Source organism: Streptomyces sp. C1-1, assembly GCF_050214755.1.
GTDB lineage: Bacteria > Actinomycetota > Actinomycetes > Streptomycetales > Streptomycetaceae > Streptomyces.
In genome coordinates this window covers 8072282-8095549 of record NZ_CP189826.1, presented here as the reverse complement: position 1 = coordinate 8095549, position 23268 = coordinate 8072282, and the positions used below count along the sequence as shown (strand labels likewise).

At 72.7% G+C, this 23268-nt stretch carries 23 protein-coding genes and 5 tRNA genes; 9 read left to right on the top strand and 19 right to left on the bottom strand.

Annotated elements, in window-relative coordinates; all coding sequences use genetic code 11:
• The first annotated feature begins 227 nt into the window (after positions 1–227).
• Positions 228–737: a DsbA family protein gene (locus ACQF4J_RS36825; protein WP_427167742.1), complete on the top strand. Its 510-nt coding sequence runs from the start codon at positions 228–230 to the stop codon at positions 735–737.
• Positions 738–760: 23 nt separating this feature from the next.
• On the opposite strand, the gene ACQF4J_RS36820 is transcribed toward ACQF4J_RS36825, so the two are convergent.
• The 3 genes from ACQF4J_RS36820 to ACQF4J_RS36810 are packed head-to-tail and all read right to left on the bottom strand — an operon-like array spanning position 761 to position 3512.
• Positions 761–1585, bottom strand: coding sequence for a GNAT family N-acetyltransferase (locus ACQF4J_RS36820; RefSeq protein ID WP_351581566.1), 825 nt, complete (start codon positions 1583–1585; stop codon positions 761–763).
• Between the two features lie 53 nt (positions 1586–1638).
• Positions 1639–2460: an aminotransferase class IV gene (locus ACQF4J_RS36815; protein ID WP_351581564.1), complete on the bottom strand. Its 822-nt coding sequence runs from the start codon at positions 2458–2460 to the stop codon at positions 1639–1641.
• Positions 2457–3512, bottom strand: coding sequence for a chorismate-binding protein (locus ACQF4J_RS36810; protein WP_351581562.1), 1056 nt, complete (start codon positions 3510–3512; stop codon positions 2457–2459). The genes ACQF4J_RS36815 and ACQF4J_RS36810 overlap by 4 nt, the downstream gene beginning before the upstream one ends.
• A gap of 177 nt (positions 3513–3689) precedes the next feature.
• Between ACQF4J_RS36810 and ACQF4J_RS36805 the strand changes: the two genes are divergently transcribed.
• The 5 genes from ACQF4J_RS36805 to ACQF4J_RS36785 all read left to right on the top strand — a co-directional run bounded on the left by ACQF4J_RS36805 (position 3690) and on the right by ACQF4J_RS36785 (position 4155).
• Positions 3690–3762 (top strand) — tRNA-Gly (locus ACQF4J_RS36805).
• Positions 3763–3801: 39 nt separating this feature from the next.
• Positions 3802–3875 (top strand) — tRNA-Cys (locus ACQF4J_RS36800).
• A gap of 1 nt (position 3876) precedes the next feature.
• Positions 3877–3948: transfer RNA gene (locus ACQF4J_RS36795), tRNA-Val, on the top strand.
• A 34-nt stretch (positions 3949–3982) separates the two neighbouring features.
• A tRNA-Val gene (locus tag ACQF4J_RS36790) sits at positions 3983–4054 on the top strand.
• Positions 4055–4083: 29 nt separating this feature from the next.
• Positions 4084–4155: transfer RNA gene (locus ACQF4J_RS36785), tRNA-Val, on the top strand.
• Positions 4156–4209: 54 nt separating this feature from the next.
• Here ACQF4J_RS36785 and ACQF4J_RS36780 read toward each other — a convergent pair.
• From ACQF4J_RS36780 to ACQF4J_RS36765, 4 genes are all read right to left on the bottom strand, one after another.
• Positions 4210–4509, bottom strand: a complete 300-nt coding sequence (locus tag ACQF4J_RS36780) for a zf-TFIIB domain-containing protein (RefSeq protein WP_079078205.1) — start codon at positions 4507–4509, stop codon at positions 4210–4212.
• An 80-nt stretch (positions 4510–4589) separates the two neighbouring features.
• On the bottom strand, positions 4590–5555 hold the full coding sequence (locus ACQF4J_RS36775) for a phosphotransferase (protein WP_351581560.1): 966 nt from the start codon (positions 5553–5555) through the stop codon (positions 4590–4592).
• A gap of 235 nt (positions 5556–5790) precedes the next feature.
• Positions 5791–5988, bottom strand: a complete 198-nt coding sequence (locus tag ACQF4J_RS36770; RefSeq protein ID WP_351581558.1) for a hypothetical protein — start codon at positions 5986–5988, stop codon at positions 5791–5793.
• 197 nt (positions 5989–6185) lie between these two features.
• Positions 6186–6461, bottom strand: a complete 276-nt coding sequence (locus ACQF4J_RS36765; protein ID WP_351581556.1) for a hypothetical protein — start codon at positions 6459–6461, stop codon at positions 6186–6188.
• 196 nt (positions 6462–6657) lie between these two features.
• Here ACQF4J_RS36765 and ACQF4J_RS36760 point away from each other — a divergent pair, with 196 nt between their 5' ends.
• Positions 6658–8064 (top strand): serine/threonine-protein kinase, encoded by a 1407-nt coding sequence (locus ACQF4J_RS36760; protein WP_351581585.1) that lies wholly within the window; start codon positions 6658–6660, stop codon positions 8062–8064.
• Between the two features lie 50 nt (positions 8065–8114).
• On the opposite strand, the gene ACQF4J_RS36755 is transcribed toward ACQF4J_RS36760, so the two are convergent.
• The 10 genes from ACQF4J_RS36755 to ACQF4J_RS36710 all read right to left on the bottom strand — a co-directional run bounded on the left by ACQF4J_RS36755 (position 8115) and on the right by ACQF4J_RS36710 (position 21332).
• On the bottom strand, positions 8115–8507 hold the full coding sequence (locus tag ACQF4J_RS36755; protein ID WP_351581554.1) for an NUDIX domain-containing protein: 393 nt from the start codon (positions 8505–8507) through the stop codon (positions 8115–8117).
• A 2-nt stretch (positions 8508–8509) separates the two neighbouring features.
• Positions 8510–9328, bottom strand: a complete 819-nt coding sequence (locus ACQF4J_RS36750; RefSeq protein ID WP_200702712.1) for a TrmH family RNA methyltransferase — start codon at positions 9326–9328, stop codon at positions 8510–8512.
• Positions 9329–9392: 64 nt separating this feature from the next.
• Entirely contained in the window at positions 9393–10625 is a 1233-nt protein-coding gene (gene cobA / locus ACQF4J_RS36745; RefSeq protein WP_351581552.1) for a uroporphyrinogen-III C-methyltransferase, read from the bottom strand.
• 141 nt (positions 10626–10766) lie between these two features.
• A complete protein-coding gene (gene cobT / locus ACQF4J_RS36740) occupies positions 10767–15188 on the bottom strand; it encodes a nicotinate-nucleotide--dimethylbenzimidazole phosphoribosyltransferase (protein WP_427167741.1) in 4422 nt (1473 codons plus the stop codon).
• Positions 15189–15577: 389 nt separating this feature from the next.
• Positions 15578–16789 (bottom strand): precorrin-6y C5,15-methyltransferase (decarboxylating) subunit CbiE, encoded by a 1212-nt coding sequence (cbiE, locus tag ACQF4J_RS36735; RefSeq protein ID WP_351581549.1) that lies wholly within the window; start codon positions 16787–16789, stop codon positions 15578–15580.
• A gap of 103 nt (positions 16790–16892) precedes the next feature.
• Complete coding sequence (locus tag ACQF4J_RS36730) at positions 16893–17531, bottom strand: GNAT family N-acetyltransferase (protein WP_351581547.1); 639 nt, start codon at positions 17529–17531, stop codon at positions 16893–16895.
• Between the two features lie 163 nt (positions 17532–17694).
• A complete protein-coding gene (locus tag ACQF4J_RS36725) occupies positions 17695–18525 on the bottom strand; it encodes a MetQ/NlpA family ABC transporter substrate-binding protein (protein WP_351581545.1) in 831 nt (276 codons plus the stop codon).
• A 65-nt stretch (positions 18526–18590) separates the two neighbouring features.
• Entirely contained in the window at positions 18591–19328 is a 738-nt protein-coding gene (locus tag ACQF4J_RS36720) for a methionine ABC transporter permease (protein ID WP_427167740.1), read from the bottom strand.
• Positions 19325–20356, bottom strand: coding sequence for a methionine ABC transporter ATP-binding protein (locus ACQF4J_RS36715; RefSeq protein ID WP_351581541.1), 1032 nt, complete (start codon positions 20354–20356; stop codon positions 19325–19327). The genes ACQF4J_RS36720 and ACQF4J_RS36715 overlap by 4 nt, the downstream gene beginning before the upstream one ends.
• Positions 20357–20681: 325 nt before the next feature.
• On the bottom strand, positions 20682–21332 hold the full coding sequence (locus ACQF4J_RS36710; RefSeq protein ID WP_351581539.1) for an HAD-IA family hydrolase: 651 nt from the start codon (positions 21330–21332) through the stop codon (positions 20682–20684).
• 69 nt (positions 21333–21401) lie between these two features.
• Between ACQF4J_RS36710 and ACQF4J_RS36705 the strand changes: the two genes are divergently transcribed.
• Both ACQF4J_RS36705 and ACQF4J_RS36700 read left to right on the top strand, forming a co-directional pair.
• Positions 21402–21761, top strand: coding sequence for a hypothetical protein (locus ACQF4J_RS36705; RefSeq protein WP_351581537.1), 360 nt, complete (start codon positions 21402–21404; stop codon positions 21759–21761).
• A 1-nt stretch (position 21762) separates the two neighbouring features.
• Positions 21763–22179, top strand: coding sequence for a hypothetical protein (locus ACQF4J_RS36700; protein WP_351581535.1), 417 nt, complete (start codon positions 21763–21765; stop codon positions 22177–22179).
• Here the strand turns inward: ACQF4J_RS36700 and ACQF4J_RS36695 are convergent.
• Positions 22169–22666, bottom strand: a complete 498-nt coding sequence (locus ACQF4J_RS36695) for a GNAT family N-acetyltransferase (RefSeq protein WP_351581534.1) — start codon at positions 22664–22666, stop codon at positions 22169–22171. The two genes, ACQF4J_RS36700 and ACQF4J_RS36695, sit on opposite strands and share 11 nt — an antisense overlap.
• Positions 22667–22712: 46 nt before the next feature.
• Positions 22713–23219 (bottom strand): sigma-70 family RNA polymerase sigma factor, encoded by a 507-nt coding sequence (locus ACQF4J_RS36690; RefSeq protein ID WP_427167739.1) that lies wholly within the window; start codon positions 23217–23219, stop codon positions 22713–22715.
• Between the last annotated feature and the right edge of the window lie 49 nt (positions 23220–23268).

The window sequence follows — 23268 nt, the reverse complement described above, 5'->3', positions numbered from 1 at the left end:
CCTCCAGGGCGGGGCTCGATCGGGCAGGCGTGGTTCGTCCCTTCCATCCTGCACCGCTCGGGCCCCGCCGGGCCATGCCTCCGGCCGACATCAGGGACATCTCCGGGTCGGCTCCTCCGCAGGTGCCGGTACCGGGCCCCACCCGCTAGTGGTTCGGGGCCGGGCCCGCAGGTCACCGGCGTGCCGGCCGATTGGGGCTGCCGCGCCCGGGCTGGAAGACTGTCCCCATGAGCGACTCCTCCCCCGCCCCCGTCCTCGACATCTGGTGCGAACTCCAGTGCCCGGACTGCCGAAGCGCCCTGGACCACCTGCGTGCCCTGCGCGCGCGTTACGGCGACCGGCTGGAGCTGCGCCTGCGCCACTTCCCGCTGGAGAAGCACAAGCACGCCTTCGCCGCCGCGCAGGCCGCCGAGGAGGCGCTGGAGCAGGGCAAGGGCTGGGAGTACGTGGAGGCCGTGCTGGACCGGGTGGCGGAGCTGGACCGTGCGGGAGAGCCCTTCCTGGTCGAGGTCGCCCGCGAACTCGGTCTCGACGCCGAGGAGTTCGACACCGCGCTGATCGACGGCCGGCACATCCTGATCGTCGACGCCGACCAGGCCGAGGGCAAGGCGATCGGCGTCACCGGCACTCCGACGTACGTCATCGACGGGGAACGCCTGGACGGCGCCAAGAGCCAGGAGGGCCTGCGCGAACGGATCGAGGAGATCGCGGACCGGCTGCTCGCCGGAACCCCGTGAAGCGTGCCGGTCGCAGCCAGCGTCTAGAGCAGCTCTTTGTACAGGTGGTAGACGGTCGTCTCGTAGCCGAGTGACTCGTAGAGCCGCTCGGCGGGGGTGTTGCCCGCGAAGACGTTCAGCTGGATCGCGGGGCGGCCGGCGGCCACGCTCTGGGCCTCCGCGAGAAGCATCAGCGTGCGGCCGTGGCCCCGGCCGCGGTGGTTCGCGTCGGACTCCACCTTGTAGACGAAGGCCTTGCCGTCGCGGACGCCCGTCCAGAGGATGCCGACCGCTTCCCCCTCGTGCTCCAGGACGCTCAGGACCATTCCCTCGGTGGCCGGTCCGTCCGGCAGCGCGAGGGTGTGGTCACGCTCGGCCTTGGCGCGGGCCTCCGCCTCGGGCACCCCGCGCTCGATCCAGCTCTGCGCGTAACTCTCCTTGTCCTGCGCCTGCCAGGGCCCGAACTCCTCGCGGGTCATGGGCCGGCCCCGGCTCCCGGCGGGGAGTTCGGGTGCGGTGGCGCCGAGCGGCTTCTCCATATGACGGTTGCGGACGACGTACCCGAGGGTCCTCGCCAGCCTGAGCGCCGCCTCGGCGTCGGCGGGCACCGACACCTCGACCCTCTTGCAACCCCAGCCGCGCAGCACTTCCTCGGCGGCGAGCGCGGCCACCGTGCCGCGGCCGCGCCGGCGGTCCGGTTCCTCGATGCCCAGGTCCAGGATCTGGGCCACCGATTCACCGAAGACAGCACTCGTGGCGAGGTGCACCGTGCCCACGGGGCGGCCGTTCACGCACACCTGGTAGTGGCGCGACTGCGCCCCGTCGGCGGCACGCTGGAGCGGCTCGGTCGGCCGCAGGGTCGTCGTCATCAGGGGAGTTCTACCCGCCGGGAGGCCATGCGTCAGCCAATTTTCCGCGTCTGTCACGGATCTTGGTCGGCTCCCGACCGCTCGTCGAAGATCCGCATGGCCTTGGCGGTCACCGGGCCCGGCGCGCCGGGCAGTTCGCGGTCGTCGACGCGGTGGACGGCCTGGATGTCGCGCAGGGTGGAGGTGAGGAAGATCTCGTCGGCCCGCCCCAGCACGTCCAGGGGCAGCTCGGTCTCCGCGGCGCCGGTCCACTCGATCGCCAACGCGCGCGTGATGCCCGCGAGGCAGCCGGAGGCGAGCGGCGGGGTGTGGATCTCGCCGTCGAGGACGACGAAGACGTTCGAGCCGGTGCCTTCGCAGAGCTGCCCGACCGTGTTGGCGAACAGGGCCTCGGAGGCGCCGTGTTCATGGGCGCGGGCGAGCGCGACCACGTTCTCGGCGTACGAGGTCGTCTTCAGGCCGGTCAGCGCGCCGCGTTCGTTGCGCGTCCAGGGCACGGTGATCACGGCCGTGGAGTCGGGGCGGCGGGCGGTCTCACCGAGCGCGACCACGAGGGTGGGGCCGTGCTCGCCCCGGTCGGAACCGAGGGGGCCGTGGCCGCCGGTGTAGGTGATGCGCAGCCTGCCGAGCGGCATCGGGTTGGCCTCGAGGACGGCGGCGCAGGCGCGGCGCACCTCGTCGTGGTCGGGGTCGGGCAGACCGAGACCGCGCGCGGAGCGGGTCAGCCGGTCGAGATGGCGGGTGAGCGCGAACGGCTCCCCGTCGACCGCCTTCACCGTCTCGAAGATGCCGTCGCCCACGGTCAGCCCGTGGTCGAAGACGGAGACGCGGGCGGATTCGATGTCCCGCAGCGCGCCGTCGAGCCAGATCTTCACGTCGTGATTCCCTCTCCACTCACCTCGTACGTCCCCGACGCTACCGCGAGCAGTCGGGACGCCTTCAGCTCGGTCTCCCGCCACTCCGCCTCCGGGTCGGAGCCCCAGGTGATGCCGGCGCCCGTGCCGAAGCGCAGCACGGCCGCGTCCCCGGCGACCCGGTCGATCCAGAAGGTGCGGATGCCGACCGCCAGCTCGCCGGTTCCACGGTCGGCGTCCACCCAGCCGATGCCCCCGCAGTACGGCCCCCGGGGCGCGGGCTCCAGGGCGTCGATGATCCGCAGCGCGCTGGACTTGGGAGCGCCGGTGACGGAGCCGGGCGGGAAGGCGGCGTCGAGCAGCTCGGGCCAGCCCGCGCCGTCGCGCAGTTCGCCGCGGACCGTCGAGACGAGGTGCACCAGGCCGGGGTGCTTCTCCACGGCACACAGGTCGGGGACGGTGACGCTGCCGGTGGCGCACACCCGGCCGATGTCGTTGCGGACCAGGTCGACGATCATCACGTTCTCGGCGTAGTCCTTGTCGAGGAGGTCGGCCTCCGTGCGCCCGGTGCCCTTGATCGGCCCCGACTCCACGACCCGGCCGCGGCGGCGGAGGAAGAGCTCCGGCGAGGCGGTGGCTATCTCGACGCCGTGCTCCCGCAGCCGGATCGTTCCTGCGTACGGCGCCGGGTTGCCGCGGGCCAGCAGCGCCGTGAGGTCGTCCACATCGGCCCCGGGGGCCACGGGAGCCGCGAGCACCCGGCAGAGGTTCGCCTGGTAGACCTCGCCCGCCGCGATGTGCTCACGGATGCGGCGCACGCCGGCCGTGTACGCGCCGTGGTCGAGGGACGACGACCAGTCGCCGGCCGTCGGCCCCTGCCAGCGGCCCGGCACCGGCGCGGGCACCGGCTCCTGTCGTACGTCGTCGAAGCGGGCGCAGGTCAGGCGGCCCTCGAAGTCCGCGACGACCGCCCAGAAACCGGTGGAGTCCAGGGCGGCGGGATCGGCGGTGACGTCGCGGAGACCGGTGGCGACGCGCGTGCCGAAGCGGGCGAGAGGAGGGAGGTCGTGCACGCGTCGAGTCTAGGGCGGGTGTCCGAAAGGTGACCTCGGCATGTCCCGCCGGAGGCCCTGGCCACGCCCCTGAGCAGGCGCAGCGCAGCACGCTGCGCAAACGCGTTTTTGTACTGGCCCCGGAATCCGCTAGAGTTCAACACGTCGCCGGGCCGCGGGAGCGGAACGAAACGACAAGCGGACGTAGCTCAGTTGGTAGAGCGCAACCTTGCCAAGGTTGAGGTCGCGAGTTCGAGCCTCGTCGTCCGCTCGAAAGAACAAGGGGATCTTCCCGAACCCCTGCACTCCTGGTGGAGTGGCCGAGAGGCGAGGCAACGGCCTGCAAAGCCGTCTACACGGGTTCAAATCCCGTCTCCACCTCCAAGGACGATTAGCTCAGCGGGAGAGCGCTTCCCTGACACGGAAGAGGTCACTGGTTCAATCCCAGTATCGTCCACTGGATCTTCGAGGGAACTTCGAAGGTCTGACCCGCGCGATTAGCTCAGCGGGAGAGCGCTTCCCTGACACGGAAGAGGTCACTGGTTCAATCCCAGTATCGCGCACGCAGCCCCTCATGCGGGGTGGCTGACCTGGACGATTAGCTCAGCGGGAGAGCGCTTCCCTGACACGGAAGAGGTCACTGGTTCAATCCCAGTATCGTCCACACACCGAAGCCCCCGGCCGTCCGAGACGGCCGGGGGCTTCTTCGTGGTTCCGGTCAGCTGGAGAACAGCATGTGACCGAAGCTCTTGTGGCGGTGGTGACCGCCGTGGCCGCCGTAGTGACCACCGCCGTGGCCACCGTGCGGGGCGCCCCAGGCCGGCGCGGGCGGGGCCGGGTAGGCCTGCGGCGCGGGCGGAGGCGGCGGGGCGGGCTGGGACCACTGGGACTCCAGCCGGGTCAGCGACTCCAGCTCGCCGTAGTCGAGAAAGATCCCGCGGCAACCGCTGCACTGCTCGATCTGGACACCGTTGCGGTTGTACGTGTGCATCGGCGCATGGCACTTCGGACACTGCATGGTCGGCTCAACTCCTCGCCGGTCGGTCCTGCTTCGTGTTTCGCCAGCACAGACTCTGTCCGGCGGCGGTCGGTTGCACCCTACTTCGCTCGGGCCGGGGTCAACTGCGCCGGGAGGGAACTCATTCGGGCACATGCGTCGATCACGGACATCTCGATCTCGTCGAGGGGGCGGTTGCCGGTGACGGCCTTGGTGACGGCCCGGGCGGCGGTCTGGACGGTCAGGGCGCGGGCCGGGACGTCCAGGGCGGGCCACGGGTCGCCGTCCGCCGGGACCGCCGGGCCTCCCCGGGCGCGGTAGGCGGTGAGGAAGCGGGTCCACTCGTCGGGCGGGAGCAGCCCGCAGGCGTACCAGGCCGCCGGGCGGGCCAGGTCCCAGGCGGGGACGCCGGTGCCGAGGTCGTCGACGTCGATCAGCAGCCACCGACCGTCGGGGGCGGGATGACGGACGAGCTGGCCGAGGTGGAGGTCGCCGTGGCAGAGGGTGGTGGTGTCCGGCATCGGGGCCTCGGCGCGGGCCCAGGCGGGGAGCGTGGTCCAGGCGCGCAGGACGGGTGCGACGGCGGGGTGGGGAGCCGCGGCCGAGCCGGTGGCCGCGGCGGCGAGCCGGGCGACGGCGTCGGCCGCCTTCGCCGGTCCGCGCATGGGCGGCAGCGGTGCGGCCATGGGCGGGACCGGGGTGCGGTGGAGGTCGGCGAGGAGCGTGGCGGCGTCCTCCCAGGGGGCGGCGTCGGGGGCGTCCGGGTCCACGGGGGTGCCGTAGGGCCAGAAGGTCACGACGCGGCCGTGCAGGTCGACGGGGGCCGCGGTCAGTGGGGACAGGAGGATGCCCGGGAGGCGGGCGGCGGCCGCGAGGCGGGGAGCGAGGTCGCGGAGGTCGGTGTGCGGGGCGTGTGCCTTGGCGACCGTGTCCGCGTGCCGGACGACGGTGGTGTCCGGCCGGTCGGCCAGGGTGGTGGACTCGCCGCAGGGGCAGTTCGGGGTGCGGGTGTGGGCCGTGGCCTCGGCTCGGACGGTGAGTTCAGCGAGCAAGGGGGTGGCGGTCACGGGGCTCCCTGGGGCGGTGCGGGGCTGCTTGCGCAGGGTACGGCGTACGACGCGGTCGCCGTAACGGCCGTGCGGACCCGCGTCGGCGAGGTGACGTCCGTCTCCGGGCAGAGCAATGCCGGCGCAGCTCCCCAGCTGCGCCGGCATTTTTGCCGTCCGCCGCACCCCCGTCCCCACGGGGTTTCATGGGTGGATGTCCCCGCCCGGACCGCTCTTCCGGGCCTGGGGTCGCCGCTCAGCGCCCCAGCATCACTCCCACGGACGACGCCTGTGTGGCCACTGTCTCCCAGCCGTCGAAGACGAAGAAGAGCAGGGCCGCCAGGGGGAGGACCATGAGCGTCGCCACCAGGGGGTGGCGGCGGCCCGTGCGGCGGGGGCGGAGCGTACGGTGCTCCAGCGTGCGGAACTGTGTCCGCGGTGCCGTCCAGGCCATGGTCCCTCTCCTGACCGATCTTGTTGTCATTGGCAGCGGCGGGTGTCTGACCTCGGGGGACGAGTGCTGCACCCGCCGCTTGACCTCAAATCTAGGCGTCCGGCGTGCTCGGGTCGTCATGCCCTCGTACCGATTGGCGGGCCTCCCGGAGGATGAGCCGCCGGTCGAGGCGTACTCCCCTGGGTGGAGACGAGGACCTAGGTCTCAGGGTCTTCCCCGAGGGGGTGCCCGGTGTGTGCGCGCTTTTCCGAGCTGTCCTCCCTGGGGACCGGCTGCTCGACCAGGGCCAGGACCCGGGTCGCCATGAAGCGGGCCGTGCGGACCACGGATCCGTTTCGGGTGACTTCGCTCACTTCCACGACGCCTCGGCGCACCGCCGTCTCCACCCTGCGGCCCGCCCTGCTCGCCACCACCTCGTAGGTGCGGGTCGTGTCCCCCGCGTCCACCACTATCTCCACACGGTCACCCTTCACGGGTTCAATCCCCCTTCTGTGATGGGTGGTTGGCAGCCCGTGCAGCAACAAGTCCGCCTGCTGCCGTGCTCCCTGACCACCCCTCAAGTCTCCCACCCGGCACTGACAATCGATCTGCGCGAGAGGGCGCGGCCTCTGCGCGCGGGCGGCCGTGGAAACGTAAGCTGTGCCACGTCACACGGACCGGGCAGCGGGGATGAACATGGCGATGATGCGCCTGAGGCGCGAGGACCCGCGCGTCGTCGGCTCGTTCAGGCTTCACAGACGGCTCGGCGCGGGTGGGATGGGCGTTGTGTACCTGGGCTCCGACAAGAAGGGGCAGCGGGTAGCACTGAAGGTCATCCGGCCTGACCTGGCGGAGGACCAGGAGTTCCGGTCGCGGTTCGCGCGTGAGGTCTCGGCGGCGCGGCGGATCAGGGGTGGGTGTACGGCCCGGCTGGTCGCCGCCGATCTGGACGCGGACCGGCCCTGGTTCGCCACGCAGTACGTGCCCGGGCCCTCGCTGCACGACAAGGTCGCCGACGAGGGGCCGCTGGCCGCGGCCGACGTCGCGGCCGTGGGGGCCGCCCTGTCGGAGGGGCTGGTCGCGGTGCACGAGGCCGGTGTGGTGCACCGGGACCTCAAGCCGTCCAACATCCTGCTGTCCCCCAAGGGGCCACGGATCATCGACTTCGGCATCGCCTGGGCGACGGGGGCCTCGACGCTCACCCACGTCGGTACGGCCGTTGGCTCCCCCGGCTTCCTCGCCCCGGAGCAGGTGCGGGGTGCCGCCGTCACGCCGGCCACGGACGTGTTCTCGCTCGGGGCGACCCTGGCGTACGCGTCGATGGCCGACTCGCCCTTCGGACACGGCAGTTCGGAGGTGATGCTGTACCGCGTGGTGCACGAGGAGGCGCAGCTGCACGGCGTCCCGGACGCGCTGGCGCCGCTGGTGCGGGCGTGTCTGGCGAAGGACCCCGAGGAGCGGCCCAGCACACTCCAGCTGTCGCTGCGCCTGAAGGAGATCGCCGCCCGTGAGGCGCAGGGCCTGGCGGAGGTGCGTCCGCCGGGGCCGCGGACGGGCGAGGCGGACCGGCCCACCGGGCGGCTCGCCGACACCTATCCGGAGACGCTGCGCGAGCCGCAGCGCAGGCGTCCGCAGGGGACTCCCCCGCCGCGCGGTACGTCCTCCTCCTCGCGCGGGGCCGCCCCGTCGCAGGGCGGGGTCCCGTCCCGGGGTGGCGGTGCGGCGACCGGCGGCGGGAGCCAGTCGCGAGGCGGCGGCCAGTCCTCGCGTGCCGGCGGGGCGGCGTCCCCACGTTCGGGGTCCCGGCCCACGCCCGCCTCGCGCAGCGGCACCCGTTCCGGCAGCGGAAGCCGGCCCGCGCCGCGCAGCGGGGCCGGACGCCCGGCGCCCAGGACCACCGGGACGGGACGCCGGCCGGCCAATCCGCGGCTGCTGCGGCAGCGGCTGTTCGTGTTCGTGGTCGTGACGCTGCTGGTCGCGCTCGGCATCGCCGCGGCCCAGGGCTGCCAGGGACCGTCCCGCGGCCTCGGCGGCGACGGCCCCGTCGTACGACAGCACCAGCAGCAGGTGGAGCCGGGCCGCAGCCAGGGAAGCTAGGGCCTGTCGTCCGGATCAGCTGGGCGTCGCGGGCGACGGGCCCTAAGGCTTCAGAGGCTCGGAAGGACGCGGGCGAAGAACTCTCTGTCGCCGTCGAAGACCGGGTCGAGGGCGAGGAACTCCTCGGGGGTGACCCAGCGGAAGTCTCCGACCTCGTCGGGGTCGGGGACCACCTCTCCGGTGGGTGCGTGAGCCGTCCACCAGTGGAGGCGGAAGGTGCCGTCGTCGGTCTCCGACTCCCAGACCTTGGCCAGGGGTGTCGCCGAGAGGCCGACCTCCTCGCGGACCTCCCGGACGACGGCCTCCTCCTGGCTCTCCCCCGGCTCGATCCTGCCGCTGAGGGGCTGCCAGTAGCCGGGGCGCGCGACACCGGGGCCCCGGCGGATGGCCAGCAGCCGGTCACCGCGGCGCAGGATCGCGACGATCGCCTCGCCCTGCGGCACGGCTACCCCTGCGGGCGGCCCGTGGCCACCGCGTAGAAGGCGACCGCGGCCGCCGCGCCGACGTTCAGGGAGTCCACGCCGTGCGACATCGGGATGCGTACCCATTCGTCGGCGGCGACCAGTGCCTGCGTGGACAGGCCGTCGCCCTCGGCGCCGAGCATCAGGGCGACGCGGTCCATCCGGTGCGGGGCGGCCTCGTCGAGGGTCTTGGCCTTCTCGTCGGGGGTGAGGGCGAGCAGCGTGAAGCCGGCCTCGCGCACCGACTCCAGGCCCTTGGGCCAGGTGTCGAGGCGTGCGTAGGGGACGGAGAAGACCGCGCCCATGGAGACCTTGACGCTACGGCGGTACAGGGGGTCGGCGCAGTCGGGCGAGAGCAGGACCGCGTCCATGCCCAGAGCCGCCGCCGAGCGGAAGATCGCGCCGATGTTGGTGTGGTCGTTGACCGACTCCATGACCACCACCCGGCGTGCGGTCTGCAGGAGTTCGGCCGCCGTCGGCAGCGGCTTGCGCTGCATCGAGGCGAGCGCGCCCCGGTGCACGTGGTAGCCGGTGACCTGCTCGGCGAGCTCCGGGCTGACGGCGTAGACCGGGGCGGGGAGCTCGTCGATGACGTCGCGCATGACGTCGACCCACTTGGCGGACAGCAGCATCGAGCGCATCTCGTACCCGGTGTCCTTGGCCCGGCGGATGACCTTCTCGCCCTCGGCGATGAACAGGCCCTCGGCCGGCTCGCGTTTGCGGCGCAGTTCGACGTCGGTCAGGCCTGTGTAGTCGCGCAGGCGCGGGTCGTCGGGATCCTCGACGGTGATGAGATCGGCCACAGGGTGATACTGCCTTGTCCTGGGTGTGGTGCCAACGGCTGGGAGCGAGTTGTGTTACCCCGGGTTACGCCGAGGTCCCCGGGCCCACGTTCACGACCGCGCCGATGACGATGACCGCCGGCGGCCTGACCTCCTGCGTGACGACCGTCTCGGCGACCGTGGCGAGGGTGGCGTCGACGCGCCGCTGGGCGGCCGTCGTGCCCTCCTGGATCAACGCGACCGGGGTGTCGGGCGACTTGCCGTGCGCGATGAGCGTCTCGGCGACCTTCCCGATCGTGGCCACGCCCATGAGGATCACGAGGGTCCCGGTCAGCCGGGCGAGGGACGGCCAGTCGACCAGGGAGCGCGCGTCGTCAGGGGCGACGTGTCCGCTGACCACCGTGAACTCGTGTGCGACACCGCGGTGGGTGACCGGGATGCCGGCCGCGCCGGGGACCGAGATCGAACTGGAGATGCCGGGGACGACCGTGCACGGGATGCCGGCCTCCGCGAGCGCGTTGACCTCCTCCATCCCACGGCCGTAGACGAACGGGTCGCCGCCCTTGAGCCGTACGACCGACTTGCCCTGCTTGGCGTGTTCGATCAGCGCGTTGTTGATGGCCTCCTGGGCCATGAAGCGTCCGTAAGGCAGCTTCGCCGCGTCGATCACCTCGACGCCCGGGGACAGCTCGGCGAGCAGGTCGCGGGGGCCCAGGTGGTCGGTGATGACCACGTCGGCCTCGGCCAGCAGGCGGCGGCCGCGGACGGTGATCAGGTCCGGGTCGCCGGGGCCGCCGCCGACGAGGGCGACGCCGGGGGTGCGGGTGCGGTGGTGCGGGGCGACCAGGCTGCCGTCGCGCAGGCCCTCGACGACCGCGTCGCGGATGGCGGCGGTGTGCCGAGGGTCGCGGCCTCGGGCGCGGCTGGTGAGGACGGCGACCGTCACGCCCTCGCTCGTTCCCGTGGCCGGGGTCCAGGCGGTGGCGGCGTCGGCGTCGTCGGAACGTACGCACCACACGCGGTTCGCCTCCGCCTCGGCGGAGGCCCGGACGTTCGCCTCCGTGTCGCTGGTGGCGATCAGGGCGTACCAGGCGTCGGCCAGGTCCCCGTCGGCGTACCCGCGCCGGTGCCAGGTGATCTCGCCGGCCTCCGCCATCGCCTCGACGGAGGGGGTCGCCTCGGGTGAGACGAGGAGGACGTCCGCGCCCGCGGCGATCAGGGCCGGCAGGCGGCGCTGGGCGACCTGGCCGCCGCCGAGGACGACCACTTTGCGGCCGGTGAGGCGGAGGCCTACGGGATAGGCGGGGTGTTCGGCCATGAGGTGCGGCTCCTCGTCCTGGCAAAAGCGATGGGCGCTACGGCGCTGGAGCAGCCCTGACGTGCGAATTCTAAAGAGGGGTATCAGCGTACGGCCGGGGTGGGGCGCCCCGCAGGAGCGCATGCCCACCCCGGCCGGGGCTCACTTCTCGGTGACGCCCGCCGAGTCGAACGTCGCCACCTCGTGCATGGCACGGGCCGTGCTCTGCACCAGCGGCAGGGCGAGCAGGGCACCCGTGCCCTCGCCGAGGCGCAGGTCGAGGTCGACCAGCGGGCGCAGGCCCAGCTTGTTCAGGGCGGCCACATGACCGGGCTCGGCGCTGCGGTGACCCGCGATGCAGGCCGCGAGGACCTCCGGGGCGATGGCGCGGGCGACCAGAGCGGCGGCCCCGGCGCTCACGCCGTCGAGGATCACCGGCGTGCGCAGGGACGCACCGCCCAGCAACAGGCCGACCATCGCGGCGTGTTCGAAGCCGCCGATCGCGGCGAGGACGCCGATGGGGTCGGCCGCGTCCGGCTGGTGGAGTTCGAGGGCGCGCCGGACCACCTCGGTCTTGCGGGCCAGCGTCTCGTCGTTGATGCCGGTGCCGCGGCCGGTGACCTCGGCCGGGTCGGCGCCGGTGAACACGGAGATCAGGGCGGCCGACGCGGTCGTGTTGGCGATGCCCATCTCGCCCGTCAGAAGCGCCTTGTTGCCGGCGGCCACCAGGTCGCGGGCGGTCTCGATGCCCACCTCGATGGCCAGCTTGGCCTCCTCGCGGGTCATCGCGGGGCCGGTGGTCATGTCGGACGTGCCCGCGCGGATCTTGCGGGGCAGCAGACCCGGGGTCGCCGGGAGGTCGGTGGCCACACCGACGTCCACGACGCACACCTCGGCGCCGACCTGGCCGGCGAAGGCGTTGCACACCGCACCGCCGCCGAGGAAGTTGGCGACCATCTGGGCCGTCACCTCCTGCGGCCAGGGGGTGACACCCTGGGCGTGCACGCCGTGGTCGCCGGCGAAGATCGCGACGGCCGCGGGCTCCGGGATCGGCGGGGGGCACTGGCGGGACAGACCGGACAGCTGGGCGGAGATGATCTCCAGCATGCCGAGCGCGCCGGCCGGCTTGGTCATGCGCTTCTGCCGCTCCCAGGCCTCGCCGAGCGCCTTGGCGTCCAGCGGGCGGATCTGCGAGACGGTCTCGGCGAGCAGGTCGTGCGGCTCCTCGCCGGGCAGGGCGCGCCGGCCGTACGTCTCCTCGTGCACGACCCACGACAGCGGGCGGCGCTTGGACCAGCCGGCCTGCATCAGCTCGGGCTCGTCCGGGAACTCGTCGACGTACCCGACGCACAGGTAGGCGATGACCTCCAGGTGCTCGGGCAGCCCCAGCGCGCGGACCATCTCGCGCTCGTCGAAGAAGCTGACCCAGCCGACGCCGAGGCCCTCGGCGCGGGCGGCGAGCCAGAGGTTCTCCACGGCGAGCGCGGCGGAGTAGGGCGCCATCTGCGGCTGGGTGTGCCGGCCGAGGGTGTGGCGGCCGCCGCGGGTGGGGTCGGCGGTGACGACGATGTTCACCGGGGTGTCGAGGATGGCCTCGATCTTCAGTTCCTTGAACTGCTTCGCCCGACCCTTGGGCAGCGACTTCGCGTACGCGTCCCGCTGCCGCATGGCGAGTTCGTGCATGCTGCGCCGGGTGTCGGCGGAGCGGATGACGACGAAGTCCCAGGGCTGCGAGTGGCCCACGGACGGGGCGGTGTGCGCGGCCTCCAGGACGCGGAGCAGCACCTCGTGCGGGATGGGGTCGCTGCGGAAGCCGTTGCGGATGTCGCGGCGCTCGCGCATGACCTTCAGGACGGCCTCGCGCTCGGCGTCGTCGTAGGCGGGCGCGGCCGGGCCGGTGGACTGTCGTACTTCTTCCACTGCGGCCTTGCTCTCTTCTTCCTGGTCGGCGACCTGGGTGTCCAGGTCGTCCGCGTGCTGTACGGGTTCGGGGTCGGCCTCGCGCGGGGCGGGGACGGTGGGGGCCGGTTCCGGCGCCTGCGCCTGCTCCGCGGGGAGCATGAGCGCGTGCGGCGGGGTCGGCGCGAGGTGCGGGGTGGTCGGCACGGAGCCGGCCACCGGCACGAACCGGCCCATGGACCGGTTGTCCGCGGGGAGGCCGGGCCGGTCGGCTTCGGCGGTCACCGGCGGGGGCGTGTGCGCGGGGTCCGCCGCGGAGACGGCGTCGACCGGCTGGGGTGCGGCCGCTGTCTCGACGAGCGGGCTGGGGACCTGGGCGAAGTGCTCGCCGTCCGCGGGCTGGGGGGAGGGATGGGTGGCGATGATGGCATCTCCGGTCGGTGCCGTGGGGCCGTCCGTCGGCTGCGGTGGCTGCGTCGGGTCGGGGTCCGGCGGGAGGGCGCCTTCCGGCGGCTCGGGGGTTACGGGGGTGCCGGGGGCGTCCGCCGCGTCGGTGGGGTCGGCGACGGCGACCTGGCCGGTCTCGGGTCGGGCATGCGCGCCGGGCACGGCCGCGGGCTCGGCGGCCGCGGCGTCGGAGACCTGCCCGGTCTCGGGTACGGCGGCGTCGGTGAGCTGGGCACCCTCGGGCGCGGCGCCCTCCGCGAACTGTGCGCCCGCGGGCGCGGCAAACACGGCTCCGGGAACCTGACTGGCGTCCACAGTCGGGCCGACCTCGGGAACCGCGGCCTCGGCGGGCGTGCCTTCCGGTACGAGTCCGGTGGCGGACGCCTCCGTCTCGGCGCCGTGTCCCGCTTCGGCGGCGGGCACGACGGCAGCGCCGCCCGCGTCGGGGCCGGCCGGGAGAGCGGACGCGTCCTCCGCGCCGGGGCCGCCCGGAATGGCCAGGTCCCCTTCGGGGACGAACCGGCCCGTGTGCCCGGCATCGGTCACGGGAACGCCCGGGTCCGCGGGCGCACCGTCCGCGGCGAACTCGCCGGCACCCTGGTCAGCCGCGTCGGCCGCGGGCGCACCCTGGCCTGCGGGCCCGCCTTCCACGGCGAACCCCCCGGCGCCCGCGTGCGCGCCCTCGGCAGCGGGCACACCCGGCGCGACCTGCGCACCGTCCACGGCGAACCCGGCGACACCCGCGTCTCCCGCATCGGCCGCGTGAGCGCCCGGGGCGACAGGCCCACCCTCGACCGGCACAGCGACCGCGTCGGGAGCCAACGGCACGCCCGCCGCGACCGGGCCGCCCTCGGCGTCGGCCGCGTGAGCGCCCGCAGCGACGGGCCCACCCTCGACCGGCACGCCGACCGCGTCGGGAGCCAACGGCACGCCCGCCGCGACCAGGCCGCCCTCGGCGTCGGCCGCGTGAGCGCCCGCAGCGACGGGCCCACCCTCGACCGGCACGCCGACCGCATCGGGAGCCAACGGCACGCCCGCCGCGACCAGGCCGCCCTCGGCGTCGGCCGCGTGAGCGCCCGCAGCGACGGGCCCACCCTCGACCGGCGCACCGGCCGCGTCGGCCTGCGCGCCCCCCGCCGCATGGGTCCCGGAAGCCGTCGAGTCATCGTCCGCCGCATGCATCCCGGAAGCGGTCGGCGCATCGTCCGCCCCATGCATACCGGAAGCCGTCGGCGCGCCGTCCGCCGGAAGGTTGCCAGGCGCCGTCGGCACACCGTCCGCCGGAAGGTTGCCAGGCGCCATCGGCGTGCCGTCCGGAAGGTCTCCGGCGGCCGTCGGCGCGCCGTCCGCGGGGAACGCCCCGGCCGGCCCACCGGCATCCGGAGCGAATCCGCCCGCGGCGGCGTCGGCTCCGGCGACGTGGGCGCCGTCCACGGCGGCCACTCCCACGGGCACCTGCCCGCTCTCCGGGCCGTGTGCCGCGCTCGCGCCCTCCGTCACCCCGGTCTGCGTGTGGTGAGCGACGTCACCGCTCTGGACCGGGTACGAACCGTCTGGCCCCTGCGCGGCGGCCCCCGCCTCCGTCGCGATGCGGGCCATGACGGCCTGGGCCGCGCCCACCGGCTCGGCCTGCCGCTCCTGCTGCGCCTGCGCGGGATCTGCGGAAACAGCCGGAACAACCGTTTCCGCAGCCGTACCCTCGGTGCCGACCTGGGCCGGCGCCGCGCCCGGCGCCTGGGCGCTCCAGGGGGTCGCGCCCTGCGGGGACGCGGCACGCGCCTGGGGGGCGTCGAGGTATTCGGGGCCGACCGTCGGCGGACCCGGCTGGCGCACCGGGGCGCCCGCGGGGCCGCGGTCGGCCAGGGAGCGGACCGGGCTGGCGGAGGCGTCGGGGATGGGCGGGCCGAGGTGGAGCGGGCGGCGCGGGGTGACCGGCGGGATCGGCGTGGTCGGCGCTTCGGGGAGACGGACGCCGCCGAGGTCGACCGAGCCGCTGTCGCGGCCGGACATCTCGTGCGGGCCCGGCTCGTGCACGGTCTCCACGACCGGCTCGGGCGCGGGCGGCGCGACCTCGTTGCCCCAGGGGCTCTGCGCACCGGGCAGCAGCAGGAGGTCTTCGTCCTCGGCGGTGGTCTCGGAGAGGTAGGCGTACGCACCGGGCGCGGGAACGCCCGGCTGTTCCACCATGCCTGCGTTCTCCGGCAGCCCCTCGCCCGGGACCTGGCCGGTGTCGGTCATGCGTACCCCTCGCCCATCGGTTAGTGCTTCTCGGTCCGGCTCACCGGGAACGGCGCACCGACCGCCCCCGTAGTGAAGAACGAGCGTGCGTGCCCAGCGGCACGAACGACCCGCCCATAAAAGGCGACAAAGCCATTCAGTGGCATTGTCCCGGTCGTTCCTCCGTCGCGACAGCTTGATCCGCGACGGCCCGCTGTGGACTGCGCCACGTTGCGCGTCCTCCGGTTCTGCCGTACCGCACCCACCCCAAAAGGGGCGCGCTTTCCGGACATTGGCGAACGAAGCCGGGCCACCCGGTGCGGTACAACGGTCGGCCAGCCTACCGCGAGCGATAGGACTAGCGGATCACCGGGAGGGAAGAAAACAGGATCACTGGGACGGAGCCGGAGTCACACTGTGCGCTCCGGCAGCGCGCCGCTGAGCAGGAACGCGACGCTCCGCTCCGTCTCCGTCCAGGCCCGGGTGTCGAGTTCGACGGCCTGGAGGAGGGCGCACTCCACCTCGTATCCGTGCTCCGTCAGGTCGCGGCCGATGAGTTCGGCGGCGTCGCGGGTCGCGGCGTGCGTGACGATGCGCTGCGGGCGACGGTCGGCGACTGCCGAGACGACGGCCGCTCCCCCGCCGCCGACGCGTACGACGTCCGGCTCGGGGAGGTTCTCCAGGACGTGCGGGGCGGTACCGCGGATGATCTGCGGCTGCACGCCGAAGCGGCGGGCGGCGGCGTCCGTGCGGGCGCAGGCGTCCAGTTCCCGGTCGACGGCGATGACGGCGGCGCCGGCGCGGGCGGCCTCGACGGCGAAGGCGCCGCTGCCGCAGCCGATGTCCCAGACGAGGTCGCCGACGCGCGGCCCCAGCCGGGCGAGTTGGGCCGCCCGAAGCAGATCCGTCTCCCCTTCGCCGAGCGGGCCGTCGTAGGCCTCGCCGGGCTGCGTCCAGCCTCGCGGGCCGCCGCCGGGGTCGCGTCCGGCGAGCCAGCCGCCGCTGTCCCCCGCCGCGGCCGGGCCGCCGATGACGATGACGACGTTCGGATCACGCCAGGTGTGGTCGGGAGCCTTGTCCGAGGTGACCACGGTGACCTGCTCGCGTTCGGTGCCCAGTTCCTCGCAGATCACGAAGGTGCGGTGCACGCCCTCCAGGAGCAGGCCGAGTTCGGCGGGGCCGGCGCCCGGTGAGGTGAGAACCGCCACCTTGGTGTGGGCTCGGCATACATTCACCGCGCGTCGCAGGGTGCGTCGATGTGCGACGACCACCTCAGCGTCGTCCCAGGGCATGCCGGCGCGCGCGAAAGCGGCGGCGACGGAGGAGACGGCGGGGACGACCTCGACCTCCAGGCCGAACTCGGGTGCGCGCAGGGTCCGTACGACTCCGAAGAACCCCGGGTCGCCGTCCGCGAGGACGACGGCGGTGCCCCGGTGGCCGGCGATGCGGCGGGCGGCGAGGGCGACGCTGCCGAGTCGGATGCGCTCGGCGGAGGGCGGCACCTCGGGCAGCGCCAGGTGGTGGGCGGCACCGGCCACCAGGGTGGCGGCGCCGAGGGCGGAGCGAGCCGCGGCGGTCAGCGGCGAGCCGTCCCAGCCGATCACCGTGACGCGGTCGGCCATGGTCGTCAGTCTCCAGGGGGGTTCACGCAGGTCGGGCTCCGTGAGGGTACCTGGTGGCGGAGGCGGCCGCTGCGGCGGTGCCGTACGCCTCGGTCCCCAGGGTTCAGTTCCAGTCGGGGAACGACGTGAAACCACTCCTGTCGGCCAGCTGCTCGCCGGCGCCGTCCAGGTCCTCGGGGAGCAGGCTCCACACGATGTAGTCGGTGCGTACGTCGTTCCAGGTGCCGTCCTCCGCGCGGACCCGCGCCATGCACGCGTTGCGCAGGACGCCCTCGCTGATACAGCCGATCTTCTGGGCGACCTGCTGGGAGGCGGTGTTGTCGGCCGCCGTGCGCAGCTCGATGCGCTCGAACTTCTGGTCGCCGAGCAGCCATTGGGCGGTGGCGAGCGCGGCCTCGGAGGCGTAGCCCTCGCCGCGGGCCCAGGGGGCGATGATGTACGACAGCTCGGTGGAGCGGACGTGCCAGTTGGTCCTGGCGAGCTGGACGACGCCGACCAGACGCTGGGTGAGGAACTCCGTGACGGCGAGGTCGAGTCCGCGTCCCGCCTCCCGCTCGGCGGCCGTGCGCTCGGTTATCCAGGCGCGGGCCTGTTCCTCGGTGTAGGGCTGGGGGACGCTCGTCCAGGCGCCCACCTGCTCGTCGTTCATCATCTCGGCCAGTGCGGGCACGTCGTCCTCGTCGAGGGGACGCAGCACCAACCGCTCCGTGCTGATGGAGATGTTGGGGAAGGTGCCACTCATGCGCCGCTCCGTAACCTTCGGAAAACCTTCAAGTCCTGCTGAACTGCCCAGCATGCAGCATGGACCCGCCGGACCGCACCACGGGGTCCACTCGCAGTGAGCGAGTAGACCCCGTGCGTGGCGATACGCCGTATACGTGCCGTCGGCACAGATAGGTGACGGCTCAGAAGGACGGGATGACCGAGCCCTGGTACTTGTCCTCGATGAACTTCTTCACCTCGGGCGAAGTGAGCAGCTTGGCGAGCTTCTTGACCCGCGGGTCCTTCTCGTTGCCCTTCTTCACCGCGAGGAAGTTGCCGTACGGGCTGTTCTTCGCCGACTCCAGGACGAGCGCGTCCTTGGCGGGCTTGATGCCTGCGGAGATGGCGTAGTTGCCGTTGACGACGGCCGCGTCCACGTCGTCCAGGGAGCGCGCGGTCTGGGCCGCCTCGACCTCCTTGAACTTGAGGCTCTTGGGGTTCTTGGTGATGTCCTGCGGGGTCGCCTCGTTGCCCACGCCGTCCTTGAGCGTGATGAGGCCGTTGGCCGCGAGCAGCTTCAATGCGCGCGCCTCGTTCACGGCGTCGTTCGGGACGGCGACGGTGGCGCCGCTCTTCAGCGCGTCGGCCTTCTTGACCTTGTGGGAGTAGAGGCCGAGGGGCTCCAGGTGCACCGTGACGACCGGCACGATGTGGGTGCCGCGCTTGTTGTTGAAGTCGTCGAGGTAGGGCTGGTTCTGGAAGTAGTTGGCGTCGACCGAGCCGTCCTCGGTGGCGGTGTTCGGGACGATGTAGTCCTGGAACTCCTTGACCTGCAGGTCGAGTCCGGCCTTCTTGGCGAGGTTCTTCTCGACGAAGTTCAGGATCTCGGCGTGCGGGGTCGGGCTCGCGGCGACGACCAGCGGTCCGCTGTAGTCGGAGGAGGCCGAGTCGTTGCCCGAGCCGCAGGCGGTGAGCCCGAAGGTGAGGGCTCCGGCGGCGAGGACGGCGGTGCTGAGCTTTGCGGTGTTACGCACGAAAAGTGCCTTTCCTTATGGGTGCAGCGATCCCGCGGTTGGTGGGGCGGGAAGTCGTGGAGCGGTTACGCGACCTTGCCGACGTCGGCCGACGCGGGGTCCGTGGCCTTGAGCAGCCGCAGCTTCGGTGCCGGGCCGGAGCGGCCGCCGCGGCGGTGCAGCGAGCGGGCGGCGAAGTCGCCGGCGAACTGGATGAGCGAGATGACCACGGCGAGGATCGCCACGGTGATCCACATCAGCGCGGTCTCGAAGCGCTGGTAGCCGTAGCGGATGGCGATGTCGCCGAGTCCGCCCGCGCCGACCGTGCCGGCCATGGCGGAGTAGCCGATCAGGGCGACGACGGTCGTCGTGGTGCTGGCGATGAGGGACGGGAGCGCTTCCGGTACGAGCACCTTGCGCACGATCGTCCAGGTGTTGCCGCCCATCGCCTGCACGGCCTCGACGAGCCCGCCGTCCACTTCGCGGACAGCCGTCTCGACGAGGCGCGCGAAGAACGGGATGGCACCGACGGCGAGCGGCACGATGGCGGCCTCGCGGCCGATGGTGGTGCCGGTGATCCAGCGGGTGAAGGTCATCAGCGCGACCATGAGGATGATGAACGGCATCGAGCGGGCGATGTTCACGACCTGACCGATGACCCTGTTGGCCACGATGTTCTGCAGCAGTCCGCCCCGGTCCGTCAGGACGAGCAGGATGCCGAGCGGAAGTCCGCCGACGACGGCGATGAGCGTGGACCAGCCGACCATGTACAGGGTGTCCCAACAGGCCTGGGACAGCAGGGGCTGCATCTCGGACCAGTTCACCTGGCACCTTCCTTCACCGGCTGGAGCTCACCGACGACGTCGATCTGGAGTCCCTGTTCGCGCAGGAAGCCGATCGGCACGACGTTGTCCTCGTAGCGTCCGGGCAGTTCGATGCGCATGCGGCCGACCTGGAGGCCGCCGACGGTGTCGATGGCGGCGCCGAGGATCGATATGTCGATGTTGTAGGTGCGGGAGAGCTGGGAGACGACCGGCTGAGTGGCGGCCTCGCCCTGGAAGGTGACGTCGACGACCGTGCGGTCCGCGCCGGAGGCCTCGCCGCCGAGCGGGAAGAGGGCCGAGGCCAGCTCGGAGCCCGGGGTGGCGAGGAGTTCGCTCACCGTGCCGGATTCGACGATGCGGCCGTTCTCCATCAGGGCTGCCGAGTCGCAGACCGACTTCACTACGTCCATCTCGTGGGTGATGAGCAGGACCGTGAGGCCCAGCTGCCGGTTCAGGTCGCGCAGCAGCGTCAGGATGGAGCGGGTGGTCTCCGGGTCGAGGGCGCTGGTGGCCTCGTCGGAGAGCAGCACCTCGGGGTCGCCGGCCAGGGCGCGGGCGATGCCGACGCGCTGCTTCTGGCCGCCGGAGAGCTGGGCGGGGTAGGCCCGTGCCTTGTCGGCGAGCCCGACGAGGTCCAGCAGTTCCAGCGCCTTGCGCGAGCGCTCCTTGCCGGACTTGCCGAGGATCTCCAGCGGCAGTTCGACGTTGTCCTGGACGGTGCGTGAGGACAGCAGGTTGAAGTGCTGGAAGACCATGCCGATACGGCTGCGTGCCCGCCGCAGCTCCCGGCCGGCGCGGGGGCCGCGGCCGGCGAGGGCGGTGAGGTCCTGCCCGGCGACGGTCACCGTCCCGGACGTCGGACGCTCCAGCAGGTTGACGCAGCGGATGAGCGAGGACTTGCCGGCGCCGGACTGGCCGATGACGCCGTACACCTCGCCTTCGCGGACGTGCAGGTCGACGCCGTCCAGGGCGGTGACCTCACGACCGCGCGAGCGGTAGACCTTGGTCAGGCCCGATGTCGTGATCACAGGGGTTTTCCGTCACTGTCGAATCCGTACGCGGGCGTGGGTGTGCCCTGGTACGGGAGGAAGGGTTCATGCGCGGGGGCTCGGTCTCGTACGGCGTTCAGCGCGCACGGACATGCCACGGCGGCTCGCTTCGGGGCGCGAGGCTCGGAATGGTGCGGGGGCCCTCTAGAAGGCGCACATTCGACACATACAACGAGCACCGGGCATCATGGTCGCCTCGGTCGCAAGGGTGCGGCAGCTCGTCGTGGTCATGCGGTCAGTAAATCAGACGTATCGACGTGACCAAGAACCGCCGTCCCACATCGTGGACGGCGGTGGACAGGGGTCAGGCGCGGACGGAGATCTCCACGCCCCGGTCGGTGACCAGTACGGACAAGGCCGAGAGGTCCTCGACCACGAGGTCGGCGTCGAGCTCGTGGGCCTGGTGGGTTGTGGCCAACGCCACCGTGGTCATTCCGGCGGCGCGCCCGGCCGCGAGGCCCGCCGGGGCGTCCTCGAAGACGACGCAGTCGGCCGGGTCGACGCCCAGCTGCCGGGCGGCGAGGAGGTAGGGCTCCGGGTCGGGCTTGCCGCGGGTGATGTCGTCGGCGGCGATCAGCGTCTTGGGCAGGATGCCGACGGCGTCGAGGCGGGCTTCGGCCAGGCGCCGGGTGGCGGACGTGACGACGGCCCAGCGGTCGGCGGGCAGCGGGGCCAGGAAGTCGGCCGTCCCGGGCAGCAGTTGGACACCCCCGTCGGGCACGTCCTCCACCTCCAGCAGCTCGATCCGCGCGACCGCCTCCGGCACCACCTCGGCGGGCAGCAGGTCGGCGGCTATCGCCACGGCCGTGCGTCCGTGCAGCTCGACGCGGCCGAACTCCTCGGCGGTGAGGCCGTACTCCCGGGCCCACCGCGTCCAGCAGCGGTCCACGGAGGCGAGGGAGGAGACCAGGGTGCCGTCGTTGTCGAACAGGAGGGCTTGCGCGTGGATCGTCATGGTCTAGACCCTACGGCGTACAACGGGGTCGGCGGCGGCGGCCGGTTTCGGCCGTAATAAGGTCACGACATGCTTGATGCCCTGACGCTGGTGACCGGTGTCGCCGCGCTGCTGCTCGCCGCCTGGTGCGGGTGGGCGGCCTATCGGGACCAGCCCACCAAGGACTGGCACTTCATCGGGATGGCCGTGGTGTCGCTGCTGGCCCTGGTCCAGCTGGTGATCGGGATCGTGCAGCTGGCGCGGGGCGAGAAGCCGGAACAGGGCACGACGATCTTCGTGGCGTATCTGATCGGCGCCGTCGCCTGCGTCCCGGTTGCGGGGTTCATGTCGCTGGCGGAGCGGACGCGCTGGGGCTCGGTGACGGTCGCCGCCGGCGGTGTGGTGCTGGCCGTGCTCGAGGTGCGGCTCTACGACATCTGGGGAGGGTGAGATGACCGCCGTGGACGACAAGCCGAAGCGACTCATCAGCGGGCCCGGCATGCTGCTCGTCTGGTTCTACGGCGTGATGGTCGTCGGCGCGGTCTCGCGCTCGGTCTACCAGATCACGACCGAGTTCGACCGGGCGCCGCTCGCCTATTCGCTGTCGGCCGTCGCGGGCGTGGTGTACGGGTTCATCACGTACACGCTGGTGCGCGGCGGCGAGAGGGCCCGCAAGGCGGCGCAGGTGTGCTGCGCCGCCGAACTCGCGGGCGTGCTGATCGTCGGCACCTGGACCCTGGTCGACCCCTCGGCCTTCCCGGACGCGACGGTCTGGTCGGACTACGGCATGGGCTACGTCTTCATCCCGGTGCTGCTGCCGCTGTCCGCCCTGTACTGGCTCCGCAGGAACCGCGCCGTCACGCGGTAGTGACGTACGCCTCCGCCGGCTTCTCCAGAATGATCATCGGTACGCCGTCGGTGCCTTCGGACGTGCCCACCGTCTGGTAGCCCACGCGGCGGTACAGACGCAGGTTGCCCTCGCTGCGGTGGCCCGTGAACAGGCGGAACTTCTTCGCCCCGCGCTCCTCCACCAGCGCCGTCTCGGCCGCGCGCAGCAGCCGCGCGCCGATGCCGTGACCCTGCAGGCGGGGGTGGACGCAGAGCTTGCCGATGGAGGCCGAGCCGTCCTCGGTGACGCGGCCGCGCACCGAACCGACGACCTCCTCGCCGAGCCGCGCCACGAAGACGCAGTCGGCGGCCACCTCCTGGCGGACCGATTCCAGGGACTGGACGAGCGGGTCGATGCGGTAGTTGCCGTACAGCGCCGCCTCGCTCTGGAAGCACAGGTACTGGAGCTTGAAGATCTGCTCTGTGTCCTGCTCGGTCGCCACCGAGATGGTCACGCTCATGCCCATGTGCGCACGCCTCCCGCTCACCTGATCGCCACGTTGTCCCTCACTCCTATCCCCGCCCTTCGCGCGCCGCAACCTCCGATGTGAGCAAACGGCGAAGACATCCCAGGCATCTGGAGCGTTCCGGGCCCAGACTGCCCTGTGAGATACCCAACTCCCCCGCGATTTCCCTGTATGTCAGGTCTTTCGGGGAGAGCAGGGCCTCGACCAGACCGGGGCATCGGCCGGGCAGCCGGCGGACCGCGTCGCGCAGGGCCCGACGGCGGGCGGCGGCGAGGGCGAGGTCGGCCGGGTCACGGTCGGTCTCGTCGGCGGGCTCGGCGCCGTAGGGCCGTTCGATACGCGTCGTACGGCGGCTGCGGCGGGCCTCGGAGCGGACGGCGCGGCGCAGCCAGCCCGGCGGGTCCAGGGGCGGGCCGTCCGTGTCGAGGCGTTCCAGCAGGCGGAGCCAGACCGCCTGCTCCAGGTCGGCCGGTTCCGCCCCGGAGGCTGGTGCCTCGGCCGAGGCCTCGGCGGTGAGCAGCGGGCGCAGGGCGGTGACCAGGTCGTGCGTCATGTACGACACGACGCGGCCGCCCGGGTGCCGGGTTGCCCGGGCGGCCGCC

What these genes read in the sequence shown, in the direction of transcription:
- ACQF4J_RS36820 (WP_351581566.1), bottom strand. Translation starts at nt 1,585, where the DNA reads ATGACGACGACCCTGCGGCCGACCGAGCCGCTCCAGCGTGCCGCCGAC.
- ACQF4J_RS36760 (WP_351581585.1), top strand. Translation starts at nt 6,658, where the DNA reads ATGAACATGGCGATGATGCGCCTGAGGCGCGAGGACCCGCGCGTCGTC.
- cobT (WP_427167741.1), bottom strand. Translation starts at nt 15,188, where the DNA reads ATGACCGACACCGGCCAGGTCCCGGGCGAGGGGCTGCCGGAGAACGCA.
- cobA (WP_351581552.1), bottom strand. Translation starts at nt 10,625, where the DNA reads ATGGCCGAACACCCCGCCTATCCCGTAGGCCTCCGCCTCACCGGCCGC.
- ACQF4J_RS36730 (WP_351581547.1), bottom strand. Translation starts at nt 17,531, where the DNA reads ATGAGTGGCACCTTCCCCAACATCTCCATCAGCACGGAGCGGTTGGTG.
- ACQF4J_RS36780 (WP_079078205.1), bottom strand. Translation starts at nt 4,509, where the DNA reads ATGCAGTGTCCGAAGTGCCATGCGCCGATGCACACGTACAACCGCAAC.
- ACQF4J_RS36770 (WP_351581558.1), bottom strand. Translation starts at nt 5,988, where the DNA reads ATGGCCTGGACGGCACCGCGGACACAGTTCCGCACGCTGGAGCACCGT.
- ACQF4J_RS36710 (WP_351581539.1), bottom strand. Translation starts at nt 21,332, where the DNA reads ATGACGATCCACGCGCAAGCCCTCCTGTTCGACAACGACGGCACCCTG.
- ACQF4J_RS36825 (WP_427167742.1), top strand. Translation starts at nt 228, where the DNA reads ATGAGCGACTCCTCCCCCGCCCCCGTCCTCGACATCTGGTGCGAACTC.
- ACQF4J_RS36695 (WP_351581534.1), bottom strand. Translation starts at nt 22,666, where the DNA reads ATGGGCATGAGCGTGACCATCTCGGTGGCGACCGAGCAGGACACAGAG.
- ACQF4J_RS36705 (WP_351581537.1), top strand. Translation starts at nt 21,402, where the DNA reads ATGCTTGATGCCCTGACGCTGGTGACCGGTGTCGCCGCGCTGCTGCTC.
- cbiE (WP_351581549.1), bottom strand. Translation starts at nt 16,789, where the DNA reads ATGGCCGACCGCGTCACGGTGATCGGCTGGGACGGCTCGCCGCTGACC.
- ACQF4J_RS36700 (WP_351581535.1), top strand. Translation starts at nt 21,763, where the DNA reads ATGACCGCCGTGGACGACAAGCCGAAGCGACTCATCAGCGGGCCCGGC.
- ACQF4J_RS36690 (WP_427167739.1), bottom strand. Translation starts at nt 23,219, where the DNA reads ATGACGCACGACCTGGTCACCGCCCTGCGCCCGCTGCTCACCGCCGAG.